The sequence below is a fragment of the Salinibacterium sp. ZJ450 genome, assembly GCF_011751885.2.
Classification (GTDB): Bacteria; Actinomycetota; Actinomycetes; order Actinomycetales; family Microbacteriaceae; genus Ruicaihuangia.
Genome location: NZ_CP061771.1, coordinates 773,374 through 789,258, shown reverse-complemented (window position 1 = coordinate 789,258; position 15,885 = coordinate 773,374). Strand labels below are relative to the sequence as shown.

At 65.5% G+C, this 15,885-nt stretch carries 17 protein-coding genes; 4 read left to right on the top strand and 13 right to left on the bottom strand.

What is annotated here, in order from left to right:
• The first annotated feature begins 12 nt into the window (after positions 1 to 12).
• From HCT51_RS03830 to HCT51_RS03820, 3 genes are read left to right on the top strand one after another with little or no spacing between them, the layout of a single operon-like run.
• A complete protein-coding gene (locus HCT51_RS03830; RefSeq protein WP_166870509.1) occupies positions 13 to 477 on the top strand; it encodes an Lrp/AsnC family transcriptional regulator in 465 nt (154 codons plus the stop codon).
• Between the two features lie 2 nt (positions 478 to 479).
• Positions 480 to 1,880, top strand: a complete 1,401-nt coding sequence (locus HCT51_RS03825) for an aspartate aminotransferase family protein (protein WP_166870507.1) — start codon at positions 480 to 482, stop codon at positions 1,878 to 1,880.
• 33 nt (positions 1,881 to 1,913) lie between these two features.
• Positions 1,914 to 3,248: an NAD(P)/FAD-dependent oxidoreductase gene (locus tag HCT51_RS03820; RefSeq protein WP_166870505.1), complete on the top strand. Its 1,335-nt coding sequence runs from the start codon at positions 1,914 to 1,916 to the stop codon at positions 3,246 to 3,248.
• A 292-nt stretch (positions 3,249 to 3,540) separates the two neighbouring features.
• Here HCT51_RS03820 and HCT51_RS03815 read toward each other — a convergent pair whose 3' ends face one another.
• Both HCT51_RS03815 and HCT51_RS03810 read right to left on the bottom strand, forming a co-directional pair.
• Positions 3,541 to 4,638: a DUF4192 family protein gene (locus HCT51_RS03815; protein ID WP_166870503.1), complete on the bottom strand. Its 1,098-nt coding sequence runs from the start codon at positions 4,636 to 4,638 to the stop codon at positions 3,541 to 3,543.
• Positions 4,639 to 4,761: 123 nt separating this feature from the next.
• Entirely contained in the window at positions 4,762 to 5,727 is a 966-nt protein-coding gene (locus HCT51_RS03810) for an aldo/keto reductase (RefSeq protein ID WP_166870501.1), read from the bottom strand.
• Between the two features lie 95 nt (positions 5,728 to 5,822).
• Between HCT51_RS03810 and HCT51_RS03805 the strand changes: the two genes are divergently transcribed.
• A complete protein-coding gene (locus tag HCT51_RS03805) occupies positions 5,823 to 6,392 on the top strand; it encodes a methylated-DNA--[protein]-cysteine S-methyltransferase (protein ID WP_166870499.1) in 570 nt (189 codons plus the stop codon).
• On the opposite strand, the gene HCT51_RS03800 is transcribed toward HCT51_RS03805, so the two are convergent.
• The 11 genes from HCT51_RS03800 to HCT51_RS03750 form a co-directional block, all read right to left on the bottom strand.
• Positions 6,354 to 7,136 (bottom strand): YaaA family protein, encoded by a 783-nt coding sequence (locus HCT51_RS03800; RefSeq protein WP_166870498.1) that lies wholly within the window; start codon positions 7,134 to 7,136, stop codon positions 6,354 to 6,356. The genes HCT51_RS03805 and HCT51_RS03800 overlap by 39 nt on opposite strands.
• 42 nt (positions 7,137 to 7,178) lie before the next feature.
• Entirely contained in the window at positions 7,179 to 7,439 is a 261-nt protein-coding gene (locus HCT51_RS03795) for a F0F1 ATP synthase subunit epsilon (protein ID WP_166870496.1), read from the bottom strand.
• A 2-nt stretch (positions 7,440 to 7,441) separates the two neighbouring features.
• A complete protein-coding gene (gene atpD / locus HCT51_RS03790; protein ID WP_166870494.1) occupies positions 7,442 to 8,902 on the bottom strand; it encodes a F0F1 ATP synthase subunit beta in 1,461 nt (486 codons plus the stop codon).
• Between the two features lie 30 nt (positions 8,903 to 8,932).
• Positions 8,933 to 9,826 (bottom strand): F0F1 ATP synthase subunit gamma, encoded by an 894-nt coding sequence (locus HCT51_RS03785; RefSeq protein ID WP_166870493.1) that lies wholly within the window; start codon positions 9,824 to 9,826, stop codon positions 8,933 to 8,935.
• A gap of 105 nt (positions 9,827 to 9,931) precedes the next feature.
• Positions 9,932 to 11,569 (bottom strand): F0F1 ATP synthase subunit alpha, encoded by a 1,638-nt coding sequence (atpA, locus tag HCT51_RS03780; RefSeq protein ID WP_166870491.1) that lies wholly within the window; start codon positions 11,567 to 11,569, stop codon positions 9,932 to 9,934.
• A 22-nt stretch (positions 11,570 to 11,591) separates the two neighbouring features.
• Positions 11,592 to 12,383 (bottom strand): F0F1 ATP synthase subunit delta, encoded by a 792-nt coding sequence (locus tag HCT51_RS03775; protein ID WP_166870489.1) that lies wholly within the window; start codon positions 12,381 to 12,383, stop codon positions 11,592 to 11,594.
• 2 nt (positions 12,384 to 12,385) lie between these two features.
• Entirely contained in the window at positions 12,386 to 12,940 is a 555-nt protein-coding gene (locus tag HCT51_RS03770; protein WP_166870487.1) for a F0F1 ATP synthase subunit B, read from the bottom strand.
• 9 nt (positions 12,941 to 12,949) lie between these two features.
• A complete protein-coding gene (gene atpE / locus HCT51_RS03765; protein WP_166870485.1) occupies positions 12,950 to 13,183 on the bottom strand; it encodes an ATP synthase F0 subunit C in 234 nt (77 codons plus the stop codon).
• A gap of 48 nt (positions 13,184 to 13,231) precedes the next feature.
• Positions 13,232 to 13,924 carry a F0F1 ATP synthase subunit A gene (gene atpB, locus HCT51_RS03760; RefSeq protein ID WP_370626908.1) on the bottom strand — a complete coding sequence of 231 codons (693 nt, stop codon included), beginning with the start codon at positions 13,922 to 13,924 and terminating at the stop codon, positions 13,232 to 13,234.
• Between the two features lie 229 nt (positions 13,925 to 14,153).
• Positions 14,154 to 14,603, bottom strand: a complete 450-nt coding sequence (locus tag HCT51_RS03755) for a Cg1360 family ATP-synthase-associated protein (protein WP_166870483.1) — start codon at positions 14,601 to 14,603, stop codon at positions 14,154 to 14,156.
• Positions 14,600 to 15,814 carry an MraY family glycosyltransferase gene (locus HCT51_RS03750; RefSeq protein ID WP_166871309.1) on the bottom strand — a complete coding sequence of 405 codons (1,215 nt, stop codon included), beginning with the start codon at positions 15,812 to 15,814 and terminating at the stop codon, positions 14,600 to 14,602. Before HCT51_RS03750 ends, HCT51_RS03755 begins: the two co-directional genes overlap by 4 nt.
• Between the last annotated feature and the right edge of the window lie 71 nt (positions 15,815 to 15,885).

Here is a 15,885-nt window from a genome sequence, read left to right as displayed (position 1 = left end):
CAGAATCGAGCCATGGTGGCCAAGAAACCCAACCAGCTGGATGACGTCTCCAAGGCGATCATCGAACAGTTGCAGGAAGACGGACGGCGCTCGTATGCCGAGATCGGCAAGGCCGTCGGCCTGAGCGAGGCCGCGGTGCGCCAGCGCGTGCAGAAGCTCACCGAGTCCGGGGTGATGCAGGTGGTTGCGGTCACCGATCCGATGCAACTGGGTTTCTACCGTCAAGCCATGGTCGGCATCCGCGCCACCGGCGACACCACCGTGCTCGCCGACATCCTGGGCAAAATGCCGGCCGTGGACTATGTCGTGCTCACCGCTGGCAGTTTCGACCTGCTCATCGAGGTCGTCTGCGAGAACGACGACGACCTCATCGACCTGCTCAACACGCAGATTCGAACCCTCGACGGCGTGCTCTCCACCGAGACGTTCGTCTACCTCCGGCTCCACAAACAGCTCTACAACTGGGGAACACGATAACCATGACCACAGAGCAGCTCGTCGAAACCACCGACCACAGCGCGCTTCAGCAGAAGGCCAAAGACCACCTGTGGATGCACTTCACCCGCCAGTCGGTGATCGAAGAGGGCCATCCGGTGCCCGTGATCACCCGCGGTGAGGGCCACAAGATCTGGGACAGCACCGGCAAGGAATACTTCGACGGCCTGAGTGGCCTGTTCGTGGTGAACGTCGGGCACGGCCGCAGGCGCCTCGCCGAAGTTGCGGCCAAGCAGGCCGAGCAGCTGGCGTACTTCCCGCTCTGGTCCTACGCGCATCCCTCCGCCATCGAACTCGCCGACCGGCTCGCCGGCTACGCCCCGGGCGACCTGAATCGGGTGTTTTTCTCCACCGGCGGCGGTGAGGCGGTCGAGACCGCGTTCAAGCTGGCGAAGCACTACTGGAAGCTGATGGGACGCCCCACCAAGCACAAGGTGATCTCGCGCGCCGTCGCCTATCACGGCACCCCGCAGGGTGCCTTGGCGATCACCGGCATCCCGGCGATGAAGGAGATGTTCGAGCCCATTACGCCCGGCGGGTTCCGGGTGCCGAACACCAACTACTACCGGGCCCACGAGATGGGCTTCGAGGGCACCGAGGAGGCGTTCGGGCTGTGGGCGGCGAACCGCATCGAGGAGATGATCCTGTTCGAAGGCCCAGAGACGGTGGCCGCGATCTTCCTCGAGCCGGTTCAGAACAGCGGCGGATGCTTCCCACCGCCGCCCGGCTACTTCAAGCGGGTGCGTGAGATCTGTGACCAGTACGACGTGCTGCTCGTCTCTGACGAGGTGATCACCGCGTTCGGACGCATCGGCAACTTCTTCGCCTGCGACACCTACGGTTTCGTGCCAGACATGATCACCTGCGCGAAGGGCATGTCGAGCGGGTACTCCCCCATCGGCGCGACAATCATCTCCGATCGCATCTATGAGCCGTTCAAGCACGGTCAGACCACGTTCTACCACGGTTACACGTTTGGCGGGCATCCGGTGTCTGCGGCGGTCGCGCTGGAGAACCTCAACATTTTCGAAGAGGAAAAGCTGAACGAACGCGTGCGTGAGAACTCGCCGATCTTCCGGTCGACGCTCGAGAAGCTGCTGGATCTGCCCATCGTCGGCGATGTGCGCGGAGACGGCTACTTCTTCGGCATCGAACTGGTGAAGGACAAGGCCACCAAGGAGACCTTCAGCGACCTTGAGTCCGAGCACCTGCTGCGCGGATACCTGTCTCGTGCGCTGTTCGACGCGGGACTGTACTGCCGGGCCGACGACCGCGGCGACCCCGTGGTGCAGTTGGCACCGCCGCTCACCACCGGGCCGGAGGAGTTCGACGAGATCGAGCGCATCCTGCGGTCGGTGCTGACCGGCGCGCTGGAGCACCTGTAGGCCGCGGTTGCGACCTCAAGGCTGGATTGCTCGGTGAAGAGCGATGGCTACCGTGACCTGTCGTTCTGGCACGACTCGGTCGATGACGATCTCACCCCGCGCGCTAGCCTGCCCGGAAACACAGATGCCGACGTCGCCATCATCGGCGGCGGGCTGACCGGTCTCTGGACCGCGTATTACCTGCTGCGGCAGGATCCGGGCCTTCGGGTTGTGGTGCTGGAGAAGCAGATCGCCGGTTTCGGTGCGTCGGGACGGAACGGCGGTTGGTGCTCCGCCCTGTTCCCGGCCTCGCCCGCAGCGCTCGAGCGGCGGCACGGTCACCGATCGGCGGTCGCGATGCGGCGGGCGATGGTTGACACCCTGGAGGAGGTGGGGCGGGTCGCGCGGGCGGAGGGCATCGACTGCGACTACGCACACGGCGGAACCGTGTCATTCGTGCGGTCAGCCGCGCAACTGGTTCGGGCGCGGGCGGAGATTGCCGAAGCGGAACGCTTCGGTGAGCCGCGCACGCTGCGTGACGAGCAGGCCGTTCTCGACCCGGCGTGCGCGACGCTGCATCCGGCGAAGCTCGTGCGCGGGCTGGCCAGGGCGGTGGAACGCCGGGGCGGCGTGATCTACGAACGCACCGATGTGCTGGGCTGGCGTCCGCATCAGGTGCGCACCCGGCGTGGCACGGTCAGCGCGCGCACCGTGGTGCTGGCCACCGAGGGTTACGGGGCCACCCTCGCCGCCACGCACCGCACTGTGCTGCCGCTGTACTCGCTGATGATCGCCACCGAGCCGCTGCCTGACGCGGTGTGGCATGCCATCGGGATCGAGCACGGGCAGAGTTTCACCGATTTTCGGCATCTGCTGGTCTACGGCCAACGCACGGCAGATAACCGGATCGCGTTCGGTGGTCGGGGCGCCCGCTACCACTGGGGCAGCAGCATCCGGCCCGGATACGACCGCAGCCCGCGGGTCTTCGAGCACCTGCGACACGCCTTGGCCGACCTGATACCGCAAGCGGCGAATGCCGCGATCACGCATCAGTGGGGTGGACCGATCGGCGTGCCCCGAGACTGGCACGCGTCCGTGCGGTTCGACCCGGTGACGGGTATCGCATCGGCTGGTGGCTACGTCGGAGACGGGCTCAGCACCACCAACCTCGCGGGACGCACGCTCGCCGACCTGATCACCGGGGTCGAGTCGCCGCTCACCCGGCTGCCCTGGGTCAATCACCAGTCGCCGCGCTGGGAACCGGAGCCGCTGCGCTTCATCGACGCGAACCTCGGCCTTCTCGCGATGGGCGCGGCAGACGCCGAGGAGCGGCTCACCGGCCGCCCGTCCGTCGCCGCGAAGCTGGTCGGACCGCTGATCGGGCACTAGAAGCGGGTGAGGTCTGGCAATCGGTCCTTCCGCCGCTTCACGAACAACCAAACGACAGACCTCAGCAGCCCGGCCCGGCCCGGCGCGGCCCGGCCCGGCTCGCTCGGCGCGGCCCGGCCCGGCTCGCTCGGCGCGGCCCGGCTCGGCTCGGCTCGGCGCGGCGCGGCCGAATCACCAGACCTCAGCTGCGCCCGCGCGAGAACGGTCCCCCGAAGCTTGGAAGGCCCGGAGCCAGGAGCGAGTCGAAGGCCCGAACCTTCGACTCACTGATCCAGAGTGACCCCGGCGCCGCTCAATCCGGTACGGCGAACGCCCACTCGGGCAGCTGGCCCGACGCGAACAGGTGGCGCAGCAGCGCGGCCATGCCATACTCGGGGTCGATCTCCAGGGCGCGGGCCACGAGGATGCTGGCGGCCGACCCTAAGCCGAGTGCCCAGTTCAGCCAGGCGAGCATCACCAGAGGCGCAGGCCGCGCAGCTCGCGGCGCCCGCGTAGCGAGCTGTTTCAGCAGCAGGATCGCTCGATCCACCCGCTCAGGGTCGGGCCGCGGCCCCTCGCCCCACAGCCGTCGAGCCCCGTCCTCAAGCGTGTCGCTGATGGTGCCGTCGTCGACGAAGCGCAGATTCTCGGTCAGCACCGCCGCCCCGATATCCAGCCCGAACGCGAACTGCAGCATCATCGCATCGCGGGCGGGCGGCCCTTGCAGGCAGTACAGCAGCAGCGCGGCGTCGGCGGGCGACACCGTCGCCGCGTCCCAGTGCAGGGCGGCTTCGAACAGCAGCGGGATGTCGCTCAGGAGCACCGGCAGCTCGTCGACGCATTCGGTGTCTTCGCAGAGCTGCTGCAGGCTGAGCAGCTCCCGGCCGACGCGCTCTCGCGTGGCGAAGTCGACGGCCGGCAGCAGGGCGCCGGCCGCGACATCCGCCACCTCCCTTCGATCGGCCGCTGGAATGGCGTCGTGCACCGACGACCGGTCCACCTCGTCAAGCGAATGCGCCAGCCGCGCGGGATCGAGGTAGCTGCTCCAGCCGTCCGCCGCCTGGCAGAGCGCATCACGCACCAGGAAGCCCGACAGCCTGGCACGCGTGATTACAGCTCTGGCGAACGAGTCCTGCGGAATCCGGCCGTCGGCCACGCTCTCGTCGGAGTAGACCACCGGCACCACGGCATCGACGCCGTGGATCTTGCAAATCAGGCCCATCATGGTGAGCGCCATCCGCTTGTGCACCTTCGCTGAGGTCGTGTCGGGCAGGTCGAAACGGATCGCGCCGCAGGTGCGATTGCCGCGAAAGGCCACGATCACCAGGCTGTTATGCGGCTGGAATCCCGCGAGCTGCGGGACGAGGGCGAGAAAATCCTGCGGCGCGGGGGCCTTCACGATGGTCTGCATGGGCCCACTGTGCGCCGATCGCGGCCCAATGGCTCGGGTCGATGCCTGGCTGTGGATAGTTCCCGCCTGTGCAGAACTAGCGGATCTCGCGGATCTCGCTCAGAGTTGCAGCAGGCCGCGCGGCTATCGGGCGGCGAACAGCTCCGAGATCGCCTGCACGTCCTGGTCCGACGGCCGCCACGCGGTCGCGGCCGCCGCGTTCTGGGCAACTTGCTCGGCGGTGGTGGCGCCGGCGATCACGCTCGTCAGTCCCGGCTGCGCGAGCAGCCAGCCGAAGGTGCCTTCCAGCATGCTCACCCCGCGCTCATCGAGGAACGCCTGATACTGCTCGATCACGTCCCACGGTGCGTTCTGCAGCAGGTGCGGCCGCTGCCGCATGATGCGGCTGTCCTGCGGGCCACCGGAGCGGCTGAACTTGCCGGTGAACAGTCCGTTGTAGAGCGGGAAATATGGCAGGAATCCGAGTCCGTACGCGTTCGCGGCCGGCAGCACTTCCTGTTCCGCGCCGCGCACGAGCAGGCTGTACTCGTTCTGCGCCGACACGAACCGGGGATGGCCGTGCAGCTGGGCGGTGAGCTCGGCGTCGGCGATCTGCCAGCCGGCGAAGTTGGAGTGCCCGATGTAGCGCACCTTGCCCTCGCGGATCAGGTCGTCGAGCACGTCGAGGGTCTCCTCGATCGGCGTCAGCGGGTCGGGAGTGTGCAGCTGGTACAGATCGATCCAGTCGGTCTGCAGACGACGAAGCGAGCCCTCGACCGCCTGCCGCACATACCGCCGCGACCCCTTCGCGCCCCAGTTCGTCAGCGGGGACTCATAGTCGGCGTGGCCGAACTTGGTCGCCAGCACGATCTGATCACGACGACCCGCGAGCGCCTTGCCCATCATGCTCTCGCTGCGGCCGTACTCATATCCGTAGATGTCGGCGGTGTCGAACAGGGTGATGCCCGCATCGATGGCGGCATGGATGACCGCCGCGGTGCCCTCTTGCGTCTCGGTCTTCGAGCCGGGGCGGCCGAAGTTGTTGCAGCCGAGGCCGATGGTACTGACGCGCAAGCCGGAACGGCCAAGGTTGCGATACTCGATAGTCACCGTCCTATCCTGCACCGACCGCAGCCATCGCAGTTCTCCCCCGAGCCGGAACCAGACAACACCGGGCGACGGATGCCGCGGCTACCGTCTGCGGCATGACCTCTGATGCCCGTCCTGACCCCGAGTTCTACATGCGCGCAGTTCCGTCGCCGATCGGTCGCCTGTACGTCGTGTCGAACGGCTTCGCGATCACGTACCTCAGCATCGCGGACCCCGCCGAGCCACCCGACGAACTGTTGACGAACCCCCACCCCCTTCTCAACGAGGCGGCGGAGCAGCTGGCCGAGTACTTTTCCGGCGACCGGCACACGTTCACGCTGCCGCTGTACCCGCAGGGCACACCGTTCCAGCAGGCAGTCTGGCACTGCCTACGAGAGACACCGTGGGGCGACGTGACCAGTTACGGGGCGATCGGCGCGGCCACCGGCCGACCCTCCGCCGGCCGCGCGGTCGGTGCGGCGGTCGCGGCGAACCCGATCGCATTGCTCGTACCCTGCCACCGCGTGCTCAACGCCGACGGGAGAATCACCGGTTACAGCCAGGGCGAGGGTGTTCTGACCAAGTCGTGGCTACTGACCCACGAGGGCATCGACCATCGGCTACCGGCGGGGTACGCCGCGAGGGCATCAGACAACGAGCTCGAGCTCGCCTGGCGCCCCTGGTGACAGCCGGACGCTGGCGGATGCCGCCCAATCAAGCAGCGAGGCAAGGTCGGCGTGGTCGATCTCCGCCTGGATGACCGCCCGCACGAAGCTGCCCTTGCCCTTCTTGTTGAAGTGGTTGAGGGCGCGGCGCACGCCGTCGTCACCCTCCGACACCACCCGCACGAAGAAGGAGCCAGCGGGCGCCGGGCCGAGGTGCACGTAGGCCTCGGAGCGCAGGTCGAGCACGAGGCCAGCGCCGGAACCGTTGCCGGAAGCGCCGCCGCCCGCCCCCGCCGCCCCCGTCGCGATCGCGAAGGCTGCTGCATCGCGCCAGTGCTTGCCGAGCGCCAGGTCGGGCAGCCGCGAGTCGTGCGACAGCCGGTATGCCGGGATCGGGTCGAGGGCGCCGATCGGGCCGAACAGCGCCGAGTGGATGACCACGTGCTGCGCGGCGAAGTCACGCTGGCTTGCACTGAGCGACGGCGCGTCCAGGGCGTCGTAGAGCACGCCGGTGTACCGGTCGATGGCGGGCATTAGCGCGGAGGAACGCACACTCCGGTTGCGGTCGATCTCGGCGTGCTGCTTCGGGCCGAGCTTGAGCGCGCGCAGCGCCGCGTCCCGGTCGCCGGAGAGCGATCTGAGCGCCGCGACCGTGGCGGTTCGCTGCCGCCGCAATGAAGGAAAGCGGAGGGCACCAAGGTCAAGCCTTGTACCCTCCGCTCCCCCGTCACGCTTGGTTTCTGAGGGTGGAAGGAGAAACAGCATCTGTGTGCGATGCGTCCAGCCGGCGAGCCGGCTGCACGGCACCTACTTCAGTGCCGCCTCGCCCGCGAGCAACGTCACCGTGTCGTGCTCGACCGAGAGGAATCCTCCGTCAGCCTTCGCCGTGATGAGTTCACCGCTCGTGGTGGTCACGCGCACATCACCGATCGCGAGGATCGCGAGGATGGGCTCGTGTCCCGGCAGGATGCCGATCTCGCCCTCGGTGGTGCGGGCCACGATCTGCTTCGCAGTTCCCGACCACACCTCCTTGTCGGCTGAGACCACGCTGACCTTGAGTTCGGCCATGGTTAGCCGTTCTCCTTCTGGATCTGTGCCCACTTCGCCTCGACGTCGCTGATGCCACCGACGTTGAAGAACGCCTGCTCGGCGACGTGGTCGAATTCACCCTTGGCGATCGCGTCGAACGACTCGACGGTCTCCTTCAGCGGAACCGTGGAGCCCTCGACACCGGTGAACTTCTTCGCCATGTAGGTGTTCTGCGACAGGAACTGCTCGATCCGACGGGCACGCGAAACCGTGACCTTGTCTTCTTCGGACAGCTCGTCAACGCCGAGGATCGCGATGATCTCCTGCAGTTCCTTGTTCTTCTGCAGGATCTGCTTGACGTTGGTCGCGACACGGTAGTGGTCCTCGCCCAAGTAGCGGGGGTCCATGATGCGGCTGGTCGAGGTCAGCGGGTCGATCGCCGGGTACAGACCCTTCGAGGCGATCGCACGGCTGAGCTCGGTGGTCGCGTCAAGGTGCGCGAACGTGGTGGCCGGAGCCGGGTCGGTGTAGTCGTCAGCGGGCACGTAAATGGCCTGCAGCGACGTGATCGAGTGGCCACGGGTCGAGGTGATGCGCTCCTGGAGCACACCCATCTCGTCGGCCAGGTTCGGCTGGTAACCCACGGCGGACGGCATACGACCGAGAAGGGTCGACACCTCGGATCCGGCCTGGGTGAAGCGGAAGATGTTGTCGATGAAGAGCAGCACGTCCTGGCCCTGCACATCGCGGAAGTACTCCGCCATGGTCAGTGCGGACAGCGCCACGCGAAGACGCGTTCCCGGCGGCTCGTCCATCTGGCCGAAGACAAGTGCGGTCTTGTCGAACACGCCCGCCTCGTCCATTTCGTGGATGAGGTCGTTGCCCTCACGGGTACGCTCGCCGACACCGGCGAACACCGACACACCACCGTGGTCCTGCGCAACGCGCTGGATCATTTCCTGGATGAGCACGGTCTTACCGACACCGGCACCACCGAAGAGGCCGATCTTTCCACCGAGCACGTACGGGGTCAGAAGGTCGATCGACTTGATGCCGGTCTCGAACAGCTGAGTCTTCGACTCCAGCTGGTCGAATGCCGGGGGCTTGCGGTGGATGGGCCAGCGCTCGGTGATCTCGAGCGTCTCACCCTCCTTGAGGTTCAGCACGTCTCCCGTGACGTTGAAGACCTTGCCCTTGGTGATGTCGCCAACCGGGACGCTGATCGCGGCGCCGGTGTTGCGCACTTCCTGGCCACGCACGAGGCCGTCGGTGGGCTTCAGGGCGATGGCGCGAACGAGGTCGTCGCCGAGGTGCTGAGCGACCTCAAGCGTGATCTCGGTCGACGAGTCGCCGATCGTGATCGTGGTCTTCAGCGCGTTGTAGATCTCGGGAATCGAGTCGTGGGGGAACTCAATGTCGACGACCGGGCCGGTAACACGGGCAATACGGCCGACGCCGGCAGCCGTGCTCTCTGCGACCGGCGCGAGGGCGGTGTCAGTCATGTCTTCTCTCTCCTGTGGGTTCTTACTTCGTTACGAGGCGAGGGCGTCTGCGCCGCCGACGATCTCGGAAATCTGCTGGGTGATCTCGCTCTGGCGGGCGTTGTTCGCAAGGCGGGTGTAGTCGCGCACCAGGTTGTCTGCGTTGTCGCTTGCCGACTGCATCGCCTTCTGACGTGCAGCATGCTCGGATGCCGCGGACTGCAGCATCGCGTTGTACAACCGGCTCTCGATGTACACCGGCAGCAGCGCGTCAAGCACGCTGGCGACATCCGGTTCGAACTCGTAGAGCGGCAGGACCTCGTTCTCGCCCGGCTCCTCGACGCCTTCGACAACCTCGAGAGGCAGCAGACGTACCACCTCTGGCACCTGGGTGACGATGCTGATGAAGCGGTTGTAAACGATGTGAATCTCGTCGACGCCGCCCTCGCTGGCGGGCTGCACGAACTTCTCCACCAGGGCCGCGCCGATCTCGCGTGCGGTCTCGAACTGCGGCTGGTCGGTCTGACCGGTCCATGCCTGCTCCGAGTCACGGTGACGGAACGAGAAGTACCCGACAGCCTTGCGGCCGACCAGGTAGTACACGACGTCCTTGCCCTGACTGCGCAGCAGTGAGGTGAGCTCCTCTGCTTCCTTGAGCACGCTGGAGCTGAACGCCCCGGCAAGCCCACGGTCGGACGCGAAGATCACAATGGCGGCACGTTCCACCTTCGCCGGCTCGGTGGTCAGCAGGTGGTCAACGTTCGAGAACGTTGCGACGGCGGAGACGGCGCGCGTCACGGCGCGCGAGTACGGCCCGGATGCGAGGACCCGTTGCTGCGCCTTGGTGATGCGTGATGCCGAGATCAGCTCCATGGCGCGGGTGATCTTCTTCATCGTCTGGGCAGACTTGATCTTCTGCCGGTAGACCCGAAGTTGCGCTCCCATGTGTCTCTTTCCCTAAGTCTGGTGTCGTCGAGATCATGTCCCCCGCTGATCGAGCATGTCGAAATCTCGACAGGCTCGATCAGCGGAAACGGACAGGTTGGTTACCTAGCGGCGACCCTTAACAATCTTCTCCTGGTTGACCTCTTCGGCAGCCAGTTCTTCGAACTCTTCGCGGCCAACCGATGCCAGGGGCTTGCCCTCGCCGGTCTGGAACTCGAGCTTGAACTTGTCAATCTCGGTTTCGAGCGTCGCGACGGTGTTGTCGTCGAGCACGTTGGTGTCGCGCAGCGTCGTCAGCACCGAGGTGTTGCGGCCCAGGTAGTCGAGCAGTTCGCGTTCGAACCGCAGGATGTCCTCAACCGGAACCTCGTCGAGCTTGCCGTTGGTTCCCGCCCAGATCGACACGACCTGGTCTTCGACCGGGTACGGCGAGTACTGCGGCTGCTTCAGCAGCTCGGTCAGTCGCGCACCGCGGGCAAGCTGACGCTTGCTGGTGGCGTCGAGGTCGGACGCGAACATCGCGAACGCCTCGAGCGAGCGGTACTGGGCGAGCTCGAGCTTGAGCGTTCCCGACACCTTCTTGATCGACTTCACCTGGGCGTCACCACCGACGCGGGACACGGAGATTCCGACGTCGACCGCGGGACGCTGGTTGGCGTTGAACAGGTCGGACTGCAGGAAGATCTGGCCGTCGGTGATCGAGATCACGTTGGTCGGGATGTAGGCGGACACGTCGTTCGCCTTGGTCTCGATGATCGGCAGGCCGGTCATCGAGCCGGCACCCAGCTCGTCGGACAGCTTCGCGCAACGCTCCAGCAGGCGGGAGTGTAGGTAGAAGACGTCACCGGGGTACGCTTCGCGTCCCGGCGGGCGACGCAGCAGCAGCGACACGGCGCGGTAGGCCTCGGCCTGCTTCGACAGGTCATCGAAGATGATCAGGACGTGCTTGCCCTGGTACATCCAGTGCTGACCGATGGCGGACCCGGTGTACGGCGCCAGGTACTTGAAGCCGGCGGGGTCGGAGGCAGGAGAGGCCACGATGGTGGTGTACTCCATGGCTCCGGCATCTTCGAGCGCTCCCTTGACGGCAGCGATCGTCGAGCCCTTCTGGCCGATGGCGACGTAGATGCAGCGGACCTGCTTGCTGACGTCGCCGGACTCCCAGTTGGCCTTCTGGTTGATGATCGTGTCGATCGCGATCGCGGTCTTGCCGGTCTGGCGGTCACCGATGATCAGCTGACGCTGGCCGCGGCCGATCGGGATCATGGCGTCGATTGCCTTGATGCCGGTCTGCATGGGCTCGTGCACCGACTTGCGCTGCATCACGCCGGGTGCCTGCAGTTCGAGTGCGCGGCGACCCTCGGTGGCGACCGGGCCGAGGCCGTCGATCGGGGTGCCGAGCGGGTCGACGACGCGGCCGAGGTAGCCCTCACCGACGGGAACGGAGAGAACCTCTCCGGTGCGGGTGACTTCCATGCCTTCTTCGATGCCGGTGAACTCACCGAGCACGATGGCGCCGATCTCGTTCTCATCGAGGTTCTGCGCGAGACCAAGGGTCCCGTCAGCGAACTTGATGAGCTCGTTAGCCATCACACCGGGAAGGCCCTCGACGTGCGCGATGCCGTCGCCGGCGTCGGTCACGTGGCCAACCTCGGCGGTGGATGTCTTGCCGGGCTCATAGGACTTGACGAAGTCCTTCAGCGCATCACGGATCTCATCCGGGCTGATGGTGATATCTGCCATGTTCTTTCCTATTCCTTGCTGGTCAGCCAGCGAGCTGAAGTCTGAGGTCGTTGAGCTTCGACGCGATGCTGCCGTCGATGACGTCGTCGCCGACCTGCACTCGCAGGCCGCCGAGGACGGAGGGGTCGATCACCTGGTTGATCTGCAGGTCACGCTTGAACTGCGCCGCAAGACCCACCCGGAGCCGCTCGAGCTGTGCGCTCGTCAGCGGAACTGCGGTGGACACGGTCGCCACAGCGAGGCCTGCCTGATCGGCCACGATCGAGGATGCCGTACGCAGCAGTTCTGCGATGCGGCGCCCGCGCGGCTGCTGTACCAAGTGCTCCAGGATCGCGACAGTCTGCGCGCTCGCCTTCGCCCCGATCAGCCGGTTGACCAGCTGTGCCTTCGCCTTCGGGCTGCCCAGCTTGCTGCCGACCGCCAATTCCAGTTCCGAATCGGAAGTCACGGCGCTTCCGAAGGAGAACAGTTCGCCGACGATGTTGACCGTGGCGGGAGCGGATGCTGCCGTGGCGCGGATCGCAATCTCTTCCACGCCGGCGAGCAGGTCATCCTGGTTCGACCAACGGGCCGCTGCGATGGCCTGCAGCAACTCGACGGTGACCGGGCTCAGCTCGGCGAACACCCTGGCGACCAGCACCTGCTTGCCGCTGGCGTCAGCGGAGGGGTCCGCGAGAGCAGCGCGCAGCTGGCCGGACTCGCCGAGCGCTCGACCCGCGGCGAAGAGCTGTTCGCCCGTCGCCATGTCGACGCCCGACAGCGCGGTTAGTTTCGCCGTTGCTTCGGCGAGTGCTTCTCTCGTTGCGGAACCCATTGCTACTTGTTCGCCTTTGCTACTTCTTCTGCCTCAAGCTCGGCCAGGAAGCGATCGACGAGCGCCGACGCCTTCTTGTCGTCGCTGAGGCTTTCACCGATGACTCCGGAAGCCAGGTCGATCGCCAGCGTGCCGACCTCGCTGCGCAGCGAGACGAGTGCGCTCTGGCGCTCCGCCTCGATCTGTGCCTGCGCGTTAGCGGTGATGCGAGCGGCCTCGGCCGAAGCCTGCACCTTGAGGTCGTTGAGGATCTTCGTACCATCGGCGCGAGCCTGGTCACGGATCTTCACCGCCTCGGCGCGAGCCTCTGCGAGCTGCTTGTTGTACTCGTCGAGTGCGGCTGCGGCCTCGGCCTGCGCGGTCTCGGCGAGCTTCATGCCGCCCTCGATGGCCTCGGCGCGAGCGTCGAGCGTCTTCTGCATCCGCGGAAGAACGACCTTCCAGAAGAGGAAGAGGATCAGCGCGAACGGAATCAGCGACCAAATGATGTCGTAGTCAGCCGGCAGAAGCGGGTTGTGCGTCGCTTCTGCTGCTGCGTTTACCAATTCGGGAAGCATGGAACCGGCTTAGACGAAGATGAAGTAGGTCGCAATACCGATGAAGGCGAGCGCCTCGGTGAATGCGATACCGATGTACATGAGCACCGTGAGGCGACCCTGCAGTTCGGGCTGACGGGCAACCGACTCGATTGTCTTACCAACGACGATACCGACGCCGATGGCCGGACCGATGGCGGCGAGGCCGTAACCGACGGTAGCAATGTTGCCGTTGATTTCAGCGAGAACGGATGTTGCGTCCACGTTGTATTTCCTTCCGTGATGGCGAACCGGGCAAGTGCCAGGTTCGTATTAGTGCTCTTCAGCCAGCGCGAGCTGGATGTAGACAGTAGTCAGCAGGGCAAAGATGTACGCCTGAAGTACGGCGATCAGAAGCTCGAAGAAGGTGAACACGATGCCGAATGCCAACGTGCCGACCCCGAACAGGCTCGGCAATCCAGTGAGCGTGAAGAAGAAGAAGTGCGTCGCCGAGAAGAAGAGCACGAGCAGCAGGTGACCGACGACCATGTTCATCAGAAGTCGGAGCGTGAGCGTGATCGGGCGGAGGACGAAGGTCGAGATGAACTCGATCGGCGTGACGATGATGTACAGGAACGGCGGGACGCCGGGAGGCATCAGCGAGTTCTTGAAGAAGGCACCGGGGTGCTTCTTGACGCCGGCGTAGATGAACGCGATATACGCGGCCGCGGCCAGCACCAGTGGAACACCGATCACCGACGTGCCGGCAATATTCAGGAACGGGATGATTCCCGTCAGGTTCATGAATAGAACCATGAAGAAGATCGTGGTGATCAACGGCAGGAAGCGCTTGCCATCCTTCTTGCCGAGCAGATCTTCGGCGATGTTGATGCGCACGAAGTCGAGGCCCATTTCGACCGCGCTCTGGAAGCGGCCGGGGACCATCTTCATCTTGCGCGTGCCGAGCCAGAAGATCAGGACGAGAACCAGGAACGCCAGCATGCGGATGAGCATGATGCGGTTCATGGCGAACGGAGTGCCCTCGAACAGCACAATGTCGGGGAAGAACTCCGCAATGGAAGGACCGTGGAACTCCGAATCGCCGCTCGCAAGCGGTGCAAATGAAGTGAGAGCGTTAACTAGCAGCGCTTATCTCCAAGCTCAGGGCATGGCGTCATGCGGCGATGGATTTTGGTGGGGGGGGCCGTCAAAGACCCTATCAAAGAAAGCGGGTCACCTACGACTTGAACCGTTCTCAATTGAGCGCGTCGTTGCTGTCGCCGGGCAATTCGGCGTCGCTGACGTATGGCATGCGCGCACGGGTCACCGCGATCAGGTCGACGGCCAGGCTGCCGATGACGGCCACCACGATCGTGACGAAGAGCACCACGGGGTCGATGAAGGGCTGATCCTTCAGCAGGAAGATCAGCACCAGGAACACGATGAACTTGACCAGCCAGGCGCCCATCACGATCGCGAAGAAGATCGGGTTGAACACCTCGGACTTCGTGACCCGGCTGGCGAGCAGAATGCTGCCGGCGGTGATGCCGAGGAACAGGGCTGCCATTGCGGTGCCGATCAGCGCGCTGATCACCCCGACGCCGCCCGCCACGATGCCACCCACGATGGAGCCGACGACGGCGATGCCCAGGGCGAGCACTCCCCCGTAGACGAGGGCTTTCTTTAATACGGGTGCGGCGATCATCCGGTTGGTTTCTCCTTGGCAGTGGTCGACGGGACGATGCGGATGGAATCCGTCGAGGCCACATCGAGCGGGTCGAGTTCAGCGGACGGCGCCGCGGCGTCATTCGGTGAGGCGAGTTGCGCGGCCGCTTCGGCGCGTTTGCGCCTGCTGAGTGGCGCGAGCGTGACCACGGTGCAGATGATCAGTCCGACGGCCAGGATGATCAGGGTCGGCACCGTGTCGAGGAACATGAACCCGAGGCATCCGAGCGCCACAACTGTGGTCCAGGCGTACAGGATCAGCACGGCGTGCAGGTGGCTGTGTCCCATGTCGAGCAGCCGGTGATGCAGGTGCTGGCGGTCGGCGGTGAACGGCGACTTGCCTGCCCGCAGACGGCGGAACACCGCGAGCGCGAAGTCGAGCAGCGGCACCAGCAGGATCGCGAACGGCAGCACGATCGGGATCAGCGACGGCAGCAGTGACGCCCGGTCGTCGGTGAATTCGTCTGGGCTGATCTGTCCGCTCACCGCGACGGTGGACGCGGCCATCAGCAGGCCCACCAGCAGTGCCCCCGCGTCGCCCATGAACAGCTTCGCCGGGTGCCAGTTGAGGAATAGGAATCCGAAGCAGACACCGATCACCACGACCGAGATCAGCGTGGACAGGTTGAAGTAGTCGGTACTGCCGCGCAGCTGCAGCAGGTAGCTGTAGACGAAGTAGACCACGTTGGCGATGATCGCGACGCCGGCGACCAGCCCGTCGAGCCCGTCGATGAAGTTGACCGCGTTCATCACGAGCACGACCAGCAACACGGTCAGCGCCAGCGACATGAACGGCGACACCACCGCGACGCCCTCGATGAACGGGAACGAGACCAGCGGCACCTGCCAGGCCAGCAGACCGGCGGCCAGGATCTGACCGGCCAGTTTGGTGACCCAGTCGAGATCCCAGATGTCGTCGGCCACACCGATCAGCACGATGATGAGCGCGGAGCCGAGCAGCGCGAAGACCTTCAACGGCTCGGCGAAGACGAGGCTGAAGGTGGGCAGCTGTGAGGCGACCGCGAAGCCGGCGAGCACTCCGATGAACATGGCCACACCGCCGAGCCGCGGGGTGGGGCGGGTGTGTACGTCGCGGGAGCGGATCTTGGGGTAGAGCCGGTACTTCATGCTGAGCTTCCAGATCACCAGCGACAAGCCGAAGCTGACGATCGCGGCGACCGCGCCCACCATGGCGTAGAAGACGGTGCGGGGAATGCGGAAGCCGCCGGCGTCGGCGGCGTTGATGATGTCGGCGAGATCCG

Coding starts and splice junctions, on each gene's coding strand:
- HCT51_RS03830 (WP_166870509.1), top strand. CDS start 13: ATGGTGGCCAAGAAACCCAACCAGCTGGATGACGTCTCCAAGGCGATC.
- HCT51_RS03825 (WP_166870507.1), top strand. CDS start 480: ATGACCACAGAGCAGCTCGTCGAAACCACCGACCACAGCGCGCTTCAG.
- HCT51_RS03815 (WP_166870503.1), bottom strand. CDS start 4,638: ATGCAGACCATCGTGAAGGCCCCCGCGCCGCAGGATTTTCTCGCCCTC.
- HCT51_RS03805 (WP_166870499.1), top strand. CDS start 5,823: ATGACCTCTGATGCCCGTCCTGACCCCGAGTTCTACATGCGCGCAGTT.
- HCT51_RS03800 (WP_166870498.1), bottom strand. CDS start 7,136: ATGCTGTTTCTCCTTCCACCCTCAGAAACCAAGCGTGACGGGGGAGCG.
- HCT51_RS03795 (WP_166870496.1), bottom strand. CDS start 7,439: ATGGCCGAACTCAAGGTCAGCGTGGTCTCAGCCGACAAGGAGGTGTGG.
- atpD (WP_166870494.1), bottom strand. CDS start 8,902: ATGACTGACACCGCCCTCGCGCCGGTCGCAGAGAGCACGGCTGCCGGC.
- HCT51_RS03785 (WP_166870493.1), bottom strand. CDS start 9,826: ATGGGAGCGCAACTTCGGGTCTACCGGCAGAAGATCAAGTCTGCCCAG.
- atpA (WP_166870491.1), bottom strand. CDS start 11,569: ATGGCAGATATCACCATCAGCCCGGATGAGATCCGTGATGCGCTGAAG.
- HCT51_RS03775 (WP_166870489.1), bottom strand. CDS start 12,383: ATGGGTTCCGCAACGAGAGAAGCACTCGCCGAAGCAACGGCGAAACTA.
- HCT51_RS03770 (WP_166870487.1), bottom strand. CDS start 12,940: ATGCTTCCCGAATTGGTAAACGCAGCAGCAGAAGCGACGCACAACCCG.
- atpB (WP_370626908.1), bottom strand. CDS start 13,924: ATGAACCGCATCATGCTCATCCGCATGCTGGCGTTCCTGGTTCTCGTC.
- HCT51_RS03755 (WP_166870483.1), bottom strand. CDS start 14,603: ATGATCGCCGCACCCGTATTAAAGAAAGCCCTCGTCTACGGGGGAGTG.
- HCT51_RS03750 (WP_166871309.1), bottom strand. CDS start 15,814: ATGGTGGGCGCGGTCGCCGCGATCGTCAGCTTCGGCTTGTCGCTGGTG.